The organism is Nocardiopsis sp. NPDC006198 (genome assembly GCF_040613895.1).
GTDB classification, from domain to species: Bacteria; Actinomycetota; Actinomycetes; order Streptosporangiales; family Streptosporangiaceae; genus Nocardiopsis; species Nocardiopsis tropica.
In genome coordinates this window covers 1-7,574 of sequence record NZ_JBEXSY010000119.1, presented here as the reverse complement: position 1 = coordinate 7,574, position 7,574 = coordinate 1, and the positions used below count along the sequence as shown (strand labels likewise).

Here is a 7,574-nt window from a genome sequence, read left to right as displayed (position 1 = left end):
GATCTGCTCGTCGGTGAGCACCTCCCTGGCGTCCCGGTACTGGATGTGTCCCTCGCCCGTCGCGGAGCGCCGGCCCCGGCGGCGGCCTCGGAGGACGTCCGGGCACGCCGCCACGCGGGCTACGTCCCCCAGCCCCTCGACCGCCCCGGGGCGCCCGACACGCGGCGTGCGCGGGGGAAACGCCGGGGGTTCGCGGGCCGGGCCCTCCCCCTCCGGTTCCGTCGCGACACGGCAGGGGGACCCGGGCGGGACCTCCGGGCGGCCGGAGGGGATCACCCCCGGGTGCGCGCACCCGGCGCCACCGCGACCGCGGCGGCCGAGAAGACCGCGCTCACCGCGAACACGGCGGGCAGCCCCGCGGTGGTGATCACCGCGGCCATGAGGACCGGCGTGAGCGTGGTGCTGACGGCCTGGAGCCAGTTCTGCACGGCCAGAGCCCGTCCGGCCCACGCGGTCCCGGCGATCTCGGCGACGGCGGTGAAGGTCAGGCCGTTGTGCCACATCGTCAGCACGAGGCAGGCCAGCAGCAGGGGCACGGCCGTCCGGTCCCAGACCCCGGGCAGGAGGGCGAGGAGGACCAGGCAGACCCCGGAGACCGCCGCCAGCCACCGCACCGGCCGCATCCGGTCGCCGGTCCGGTCCGACCGGATCCCGAGCAGCAGGCGTCCCGCGGCGCCCGGCACCTGGGCCGCCGCGACCACCGCGCCCGCGGCGGGCGCACCCCACCCCTGTTCCTGCACGAGGTAGACCACCGCGTACGTCATCAGCGCGACCTGGGGGACGCCGAGGAGCATGCTCACGCCGTGCACCCGCCAGATCGGGCGGCGCCGGTACGGCGACCCGGCGGCGGGAGGCGCCGCCTCCCCGCCTCGGGGCGCGTGTCCGCGCGCGGGCCGGTGCGGGGGCGGGCCCGGCGCCACGGCCAGCAGGAGCGGCACCGCCAGGAGCGCGAGCGCGGCCGGGAGCGTCATCGCCGCGACGAACCCCCACGCGTCGGCGGCGCCGGGCAGCACCAGGGCGGAGAGCCCCACGCCCAGCGGGAGCGCCGACTGGCGGACCCCCATGGCCAGGCCCCGCTCCCCCGCGTCGAACCGGGACAGGACCAGTCGGCCGCTGGCCGCGTTGACCGGACCGCCGACCGCGCCCACGAGCGCCAGGACCACCGCCGCGCCCCACACGTCCGTGACGAGCCGGAGCGCGCCGAGCGCAGCCGCCGTGAGGACCAGGCTCAGCGCCATCGTCGACCGCTCCCCGACCCGGTCGATCACCACGCCCCACAACAGGAGGGTGAGGAGCAGTCCCAGGGAAGGGAGCCCCGCCAGCATCCCCGCCTGCGCGGTCGTGACCCCGAAGGCGTCCCTCAGCTGCGGGAGCACGAGGGGGACGCCGAACATGGCGGACACACTGGCCACCTGCGCCACCATGCTGACGGAGAGGACGGTCCAACGGTTCCGTACGCGCACCCCGACAGCCTAGGCGCGGGACGCCCGGGGCCGGGGTGTCCGGCGCCCCTTCACCGGCCGCCGGGACCGGCGGGGGCGCGCGGGCGTAGCCTGCCATCCTGGAGCACACCCTTTCCCACGGACCGAGTACGGGGAGATGCAGATGGCGGACGGGAAGAACCTGCCGGAGCGCAGTCGACAGGTGGCCGAGGCGCTCGCCCGGTTCGGGGCGCGGGACCGGGTGCGGGAACTGCCCGCGTCGACCCGCACCGCGGCGGAGGCGGCCGAGGCGCTGGGCTGCGAGGTCGGGGCGATCGCCAACAGCCTGGTGTTCATGGCCGACGGGAGCCCGCTGCTGGTGATGACGAGCGGTCGGCACCGGGTGGACGTGGCCCTGCTGGCCGGGCGCCTGGGCAGGCAGGCCATCAGGCGGGCCGAGCCCGGGGAGGTGCGCGCCGCCACCGGCCAGGTGATCGGCGGGGTGGCCCCCGTGGGCCACCCGGCGCCCGTCGAGACGGTCGTGGACACCGCGCTGGAGGAGTACCCGCGGCTGTGGGCGGCCGGCGGCACCCCCAACACCATTTTCCCCACCGACTACGCGGAGCTGCTGAAGATGACGGACGGGACCCCGGTCGCCGTCAACTGACCGGGCGCGGAGCCGGGGCCGGTCCGGCAGCCGCCCGGCGACCCGGCCGACGCGGCTCGGGCGGGCCCGCCTCAGCAGCGTTCGCGCAGGACCGCGACGCCCTCGCCCTCCAGGTCGTCGCAGTACGCCGCGCGGCCGGTCATCGCCATGACGAGCGCCAGGGTCGGCCCGGAGACCGGGAGACCGGAGCCGGTGGCGAAGGGGCCGTCCGTGGCGGCCAGGCGCAGCCCGCCGATCCTCCCCTTGGCCACGACCACGAGATCGGTGCCGCTGTAGTACTCGGCCAGGCGCGTGAGCGTGTCGACGGGGTAGGCCCGGCCGATCCCCAGGGGGCGGCGGATGTCCTCCCCGTGGACGACGGTCTCGCCCAGGCACGCCACGACCGGGCCGACGGGGGTGGTCGTGTTGGCCGCGACGCGGCGGAAGTTCTCCAGGGTCTCGGCCGGACTCCCTCCGAGCTGTTCGGCCAGGCGCATCTCCACCTGCTTGTCGAAGTCGAACCGGCAGCGAATGACCCCCGCTATCCACCGGGCCCAGCTCAGCCCGGCGGCCGACGCCAGGTGGGCGAGGACCTCGCGGACGCTCAGCCCGGTGCACAGGGACTCCGCGGCCCACTGCCGGTCGGTGAGGTCCGCGAGGTCGGCGGCGAGTGCGGCCCGTTCGGTGTGCACGGTCGGCCAGAGTGCGTTCATGCGGGGAGCCTAGGACCCGGCACCGACATCCGGGCCGAGGCGCGTCCCCGCGCAGCGGTCCCTGGGGCGGGCCGCCCGAAGACCGGGTCCCGGTGCGAGCGGCTCGGCCCCGTCGGCACCGGCCCCGCGCCCGCCGGAGTCGGCGACGCCCCGGTTCCCGGGTGCGGGTGGCTCCGTCCGGGTGTCCGCTCGGCCGTCCGGACACCCGGGGGCGGGGCCGGGCGCGGTCCTCAGCCGCCGACCGCCCGGGCGACGGTGACGATGTCGGTGCTCCCGGCCGTGAACGGGCCCCGCCACCAGTCGCCGTGGCGCTCCTCGACCTCCAGTCCGGCACCGCGCAGGAAGGCGTCGACGCCCTCCGGGCCGAGGAACCGCAGGCGCCCCCTGTCGGCCCGGAGCGTTTCGCCCTCCCTGGTCGCGATGGTCTCGGAGAACGTGACCACGTCGCCCTCCACGGACCCGACCCGGTGCGACACGCGCAGCGCGCGGCCCCGGTGGTCGACCACGTCGGCGGCGTTGTCCGGGGTCCAGCGCTCCCAGGCGCGGGCGAAGGGGTTGCGGGTGCCGAACACGAACCTCCCGCCGGGGACCAGCGCCCTCCGGATCGCGGCGAGCGAGGAGCGGAGTTCGCTGTCGGACACGAGGGCCTGGAAGGCGTTGCCGGCCATGACCGCGAGCTCGAACTCGCGGTCCCACGTCATCTCCTCGGCGCGGCCCCCGACCCAGGCGACGTCGTCGCGCACGCGTGCCCGGGCGAGCGCGCCGGGATCGGGGTCCAGCCCGCAGAGCCGGCCGCCGTGCCCGTTCTCGCGGGCGCGGTGCAGCAGCGTTCCGGTGCCGCAGCCCACGTCCAGGACGGACGCGGAGGCCATGACGTGGGAGAGGTAGAAGTCGTCGCTCGGGTCCCAGGGGTTGAGGACGTCGTAGAGGGCGGCCGTGTCGGCGTCGGAGTACATCGCCGCAGTGTGCTGTCGGACGAGCCCGTTCCGCCAGGGGTTTTCGACCGGACCGGTCGCCGGAGCGGGAACGTCCCCGCGTGCGCGGGGTACGTGGCAGGCCCGGGCCGGCTCCGGTGGTGCGCGCCCCGCCCGCGCGGGGAACACGGCGTCAGGGCCGACGGGGCCGCGGTGGTCCGGGGTGTGCCCCGCGGCGGTCCGCCGCGGGGCACACCCGTCGCACTCGGGCCCTAGGGCTGGTCACCGGTGTAGCGGTAGATGGCGCCGTCGGCGTTGACGCCCCACACCGTGCCGTCCTCGGCCGCGCTGATCTCCGTCAGGCCGCCGGGGATGTTGACCCACGGACTGGCGTCGTCATTCGTGAAACGATAGATGCCGCCGTTGGCGTTGACCCCCCACACATTGCTCCGGGAACCGACGGAGATCCTCGTCAGACCGCCAGGAATGTTCTTCCAGTGGGACGAATCCTGATCACCCGTGTAACGGTAGATCTGACTGTTCGCATTGACACCCCACACCGTGCCGTCCGCAGCAGCACTGATGTCCGTCAGCCCCCCGGGGACCTTGACCCAGGGGTTGGCGTCGTCATTCGTGAAACGATAGATCGCGCCGGCGGAGTTGACCCCCCACACATTGCTCCGGGAACCCGCCGAGATTCCCGTCAGACCGCCGGAGATGTTCTTCCAGTGGGACGAACCCTGATCACCCGTGTAACGGTAGATCTGACTGTTCGCATTGACACCCCACACCGTGCCGTCCGCAGCAGCACTGATGTCCGTCAGCCCCCCGGGGACCTTGACCCAGGGGTTGGCGTCGTCATTCGTGAAACGATAGATCGCGCCGGCGGAGTTGACCCCCCACACATTGCTCCGGGAACCCGCCGAGATCTTCGTGAGTTTACCGGGAATGTTCTTCCAGTGAGCCATGACACCCGTCTCTGTTCGCTTGGAATGCTGCACTGAACCATTCGAGGAACTACGCGGTGCGACATCTGGTCCGAAGCAGCAGAACCAGTGGAACGGGGAGTGGGGAAACCGCCGGTTCACCCGCCGCCAACGGGAAAGGATAGCGGGAATCCTTTTCCTCCGACCCCGGGACCGTCGCTCCAGGGAGATGCCCGCACCCGGAGACCGGCAATCCCCCAGGGCCCGTTCCGGCCAGTATCCCGAAAGGCGTTCCCAGGCAAAAACATCCGTGATAGTGAGCCGACAAAAACTCCAAAAGCCACTAAAGCAAAGAAGTCGAAAATACAGATTTATGTCACGATACATACAGCGCGCGGAGCGGCAGCCCTCCCGGCCGCGGCGGCACCTTGCGCGGGGTCGCCCCCGGCGTGCGCGGAGGGCCGCACCGCCCCTGACCGGCCGGGCCGCTCCCCCGGCGTCACGGTGCCACGGGACGCGATGCCACAATGCGAAGTGTGAGACACCAGAACTCCGTACAGCACGATCCCGCCCAGGACTCCCCCACGGTGGGCCCGCCCAAGACCAGCGCGGCGGGCATGCCCGCCGTGCTCAACAGCGTCCGCCACGTCGGTGAACAGGCCGGGGTCCGGCGCGGGCTGCCGGCCATGCTCGCGATCAACCAGAAGCGCGGCTTCGACTGCCCCGGCTGCGCCTGGCCCGAGGGCGACAAGCGGCACACGGCGGAGTTCTGCGAGAACGGCGCCAAGGCGGTCGCCGAGGAGGCCACCTCCCGGGCCCTGACGCCCGAGTTCTTCGCCGAGCACCCGGTCGCCGAACTGGCCGAGCGCTCCGGCTACTGGCTGGGGCAGCAGGGCCGCCTCGCCCAGCCCATGTACCTGGCCGAGGGCGCCTCCCACTACGAGCCGGTGAGCTGGGACCGCGCCCTGGACCTGGTCGCCGAGGACCTGCGGGGGCTGTCCTCCCCCGACGAGGCCGTGTTCTACACCTCGGGCCGCACCAGCAACGAGGCCGCCTTCCTCTACCAGCTGTTCGCCCGGCAGCTCGGCACGAACAACATGCCGGACTGCTCCAACATGTGCCACGAGTCGTCGGGCTCCGCCCTCACCGAGACGCTGGGCGTGGGCAAGGGCAGTGTCTCCCTGGAGGACCTGCGCAAGGCCGACCTGATCATCGTCGCCGGGCAGAACCCCGGCACCAACCACCCCCGGATGCTCTCCGCCCTGGAGAAGGCCAAGCGCTCCGGGACCCGGATCATCACCGTCAACCCCCTGCCCGAGGCGGGCATGCGCGAGTTCCGCAACCCGCAGAAGGCGGGCGGCCTGCTCGGGCGCGGCACGGAGCTCACCGACCTGTTCGCACAGATCCGTCTGGGCGGCGACCTCACCCTGTTCTCGGCGGTCAACCGGCTGCTGCTGCAGGCGCAGGAGCGCGGGGAGGAGGTCCTGGACCGCGACTTCATCGCCACCCACACGCACGGGTTCGAGGAGTTCTCCAAGGACCTGCTGGCCGAGCCGGACGAGGAGTTCTGGCCCCGGGTCGAGAGGGCCACCGGCCTGGAGCGGGAGCTCGTCGAGCGGATCGCGGAGATGGTCACCGGGTCGGAGCGGATCATCGTGTGCTGGGCGATGGGCCTGACCCAGCACAAGCACTCGGTGCCGACCATCCGCGAGGTCGTCAACTTCCTGCTGCTGCGCGGCAACGTGGGGCGCCCGGGCGCGGGCGTGTGCCCGGTGCGCGGCCACTCCAACGTGCAGGGCGACCGGACGATGGGGATCTTCGAGCGCCCCGCGGAGGCGTTCCTGGACGCCCTGGGCGCGGAGTTCGGGTTCGAGCCCCCGCGCGAGCACGGCCACGACACCGTCAACGCCATCCGCGCGATGGCCGACGGCGACGTGCGGGTGTTCTTCGCGATGGGCGGCAACTTCGTGGCGGCCACGCCCGACACCCTGGTCACCGAGGAAGCGATGCGCCGGGTGGGGTTGACGGTGCACGTGTCCACCAAGCTGAACCGCTCGCACGTGGTGACGGGGACGCGGGCGCTGATCCTGCCCGCGCTCGCGCGCACCGACCGCGACCTGCGCGACGGCGAGCCCCGGTGGGTGACCGTGGAGGACTCGATGGGCAAGGTGCACGCCTCCCACGGGGTGCTCCCGCCCCTGTCGGAGGGCATGCGCTCGGAGGTCGACATCATCTCCGACCTGGCCCGGCGGGTGCTGGGCGAGGAGCCCGTGGCGTGGTCGGAGCTGTTCGACTACGACCGGGTCCGCGACCACGTGGCGGCGGTCGTGCCGGGGTTCGAGGACTTCAACGCCCGTGCGCGCAAGCCCGCGGGGTTCACCCTGCCGCACGCGCCGCGCGACGACCGGCGCTTCCCCACCGAGACGGGCCTGGCGAACTTCACGGTCAACGGCACGTACGCGCCGGAGGTGCCGCAGGGGCGGCTGCTGCTGCAGACGCTGCGCTCGCACGACCAGTACAACACCACCGTGTACGGCCTCGACGACCGGTACCGGGGCATCAAGGACGGCCGCCGGGTCGTGCTGGTCAACCCGGAGGACGCACGCGAGCTGGGGCTGGAGGACGGCTCCTACACCGACCTGGTGGGCGAGTGGCGGGACGGTCGGGAGCGGCGCGCGGCGCACTTCCGGGTGGTGCACTACCCGACGGCGCGCGGGTGCGCGGCCTCCTACTTCCCGGAGACCAACGTGCTGGTCCCGCTGGACTCCACGGCGGAGGTGAGCAACACCCCGACGTCGAAGTCGGTGGTGGTGCGCTTCGAGCCGGACTCCGGCGCCGCCTGAGGCGGAAAGGCTCCGGCACGGCTCGGGGGTGCGGCCCACGGGCCGCACCCCGCCCCCGGCGGGGGGCCGCCGGGGGGGCGGGCGCGCCCCCGCCCCACCCCGCGCCCACCC

Annotated in this window: 6 protein-coding genes; 2 read left to right on the top strand and 4 right to left on the bottom strand. The window is 73.5% G+C overall.

Features of this window, described 5'->3' with window-relative positions; all coding sequences use genetic code 11:
• Positions 1-272 precede the first annotated feature (272 nt).
• A complete protein-coding gene (locus tag ABZ234_RS33665) occupies positions 273-1,463 on the bottom strand; it encodes an MFS transporter (RefSeq protein WP_355014738.1) in 1,191 nt (396 codons plus the stop codon).
• A gap of 142 nt (positions 1,464-1,605) precedes the next feature.
• Here ABZ234_RS33665 and ABZ234_RS33660 point away from each other — a divergent pair, with 142 nt between their 5' ends.
• Complete coding sequence (locus ABZ234_RS33660) at positions 1,606-2,088, top strand: YbaK/EbsC family protein (RefSeq protein ID WP_344178511.1); 483 nt, start codon at positions 1,606-1,608, stop codon at positions 2,086-2,088.
• Positions 2,089-2,159: 71 nt separating this feature from the next.
• On the opposite strand, the gene ABZ234_RS33655 is transcribed toward ABZ234_RS33660, so the two are convergent.
• The 3 genes from ABZ234_RS33655 to ABZ234_RS33645 all read right to left on the bottom strand — a co-directional run bounded on the left by ABZ234_RS33655 (position 2,160) and on the right by ABZ234_RS33645 (position 4,695).
• Positions 2,160-2,780, bottom strand: a complete 621-nt coding sequence (locus ABZ234_RS33655) for a maleylpyruvate isomerase family mycothiol-dependent enzyme (RefSeq protein WP_355014737.1) — start codon at positions 2,778-2,780, stop codon at positions 2,160-2,162.
• A gap of 230 nt (positions 2,781-3,010) precedes the next feature.
• Entirely contained in the window at positions 3,011-3,736 is a 726-nt protein-coding gene (locus ABZ234_RS33650; protein WP_355014736.1) for a class I SAM-dependent methyltransferase, read from the bottom strand.
• A gap of 230 nt (positions 3,737-3,966) precedes the next feature.
• The gene (locus tag ABZ234_RS33645; protein WP_355014735.1) at positions 3,967-4,695 is read right to left on the bottom strand and encodes a tectonin domain-containing protein; all 729 of its coding nucleotides are present in this window, start codon (positions 4,693-4,695) and stop codon (positions 3,967-3,969) included.
• 452 nt (positions 4,696-5,147) lie between these two features.
• Between ABZ234_RS33645 and ABZ234_RS33640 the strand changes: the two genes are divergently transcribed.
• Positions 5,148-7,463, top strand: coding sequence for an FdhF/YdeP family oxidoreductase (locus tag ABZ234_RS33640; RefSeq protein ID WP_355014734.1), 2,316 nt, complete (start codon positions 5,148-5,150; stop codon positions 7,461-7,463).
• The last annotated feature ends 111 nt before the right edge of the window (positions 7,464-7,574 follow it).

Excerpts from the sequence above, each read along its gene's own strand:
- ABZ234_RS33650 (WP_355014736.1), bottom strand. The coding sequence starts at position 3,736 with ATGTACTCCGACGCCGACACGGCCGCCCTCTACGACGTCCTCAACCCC.
- ABZ234_RS33640 (WP_355014734.1), top strand. The coding sequence starts at position 5,148 with ATGCGAAGTGTGAGACACCAGAACTCCGTACAGCACGATCCCGCCCAG.
- ABZ234_RS33655 (WP_355014737.1), bottom strand. The coding sequence starts at position 2,780 with ATGAACGCACTCTGGCCGACCGTGCACACCGAACGGGCCGCACTCGCC.
- ABZ234_RS33660 (WP_344178511.1), top strand. The coding sequence starts at position 1,606 with ATGGCGGACGGGAAGAACCTGCCGGAGCGCAGTCGACAGGTGGCCGAG.